The following is a 342-nucleotide window of genomic DNA, read 5'->3' on the forward strand; positions in this document are numbered from 1 at the left end:
GAATCAGCATGTGTGTTAGTGGAAGCGTCTGGAAAGTCGCAGGGTACAGGGTGATACTCCCGTACACAAAAGCACACACGCTGTGAGCTCGATGAGTAAGGCGGGACACGTGGTATCCTGTCTGAATATGGGGGGACCATCCTCCAAGGCTAAATACTCCTGACTGACCGATAGTGAACCAGTACCGTGAGGGAAAGGCGAAAAGAACCCCGGCGAGGGGAGTGAAACAGAACCTGAAACCGTGTACGTACAAGCAGTGGGAGCGCCCTTGTGGTGTGACTGCGTACCTTTTGTATAATGGGTCAGCGACTTATATTCTGTAGCAAGGTTAACCGTATAGGG

The 342-nt window shown here is 51.8% G+C and carries 1 rRNA gene; it reads left to right on the forward strand.

Annotated elements, in window-relative coordinates:
- Positions 1-342, forward strand: a 23S ribosomal RNA gene (locus tag HFD97_RS22085); the annotation flags it as partial.

The organism is Pantoea sp. EKM103V (genome assembly GCF_011800365.1).
GTDB classification, from domain to species: Bacteria; Pseudomonadota; Gammaproteobacteria; order Enterobacterales; family Enterobacteriaceae; genus Pantoea; species Pantoea anthophila.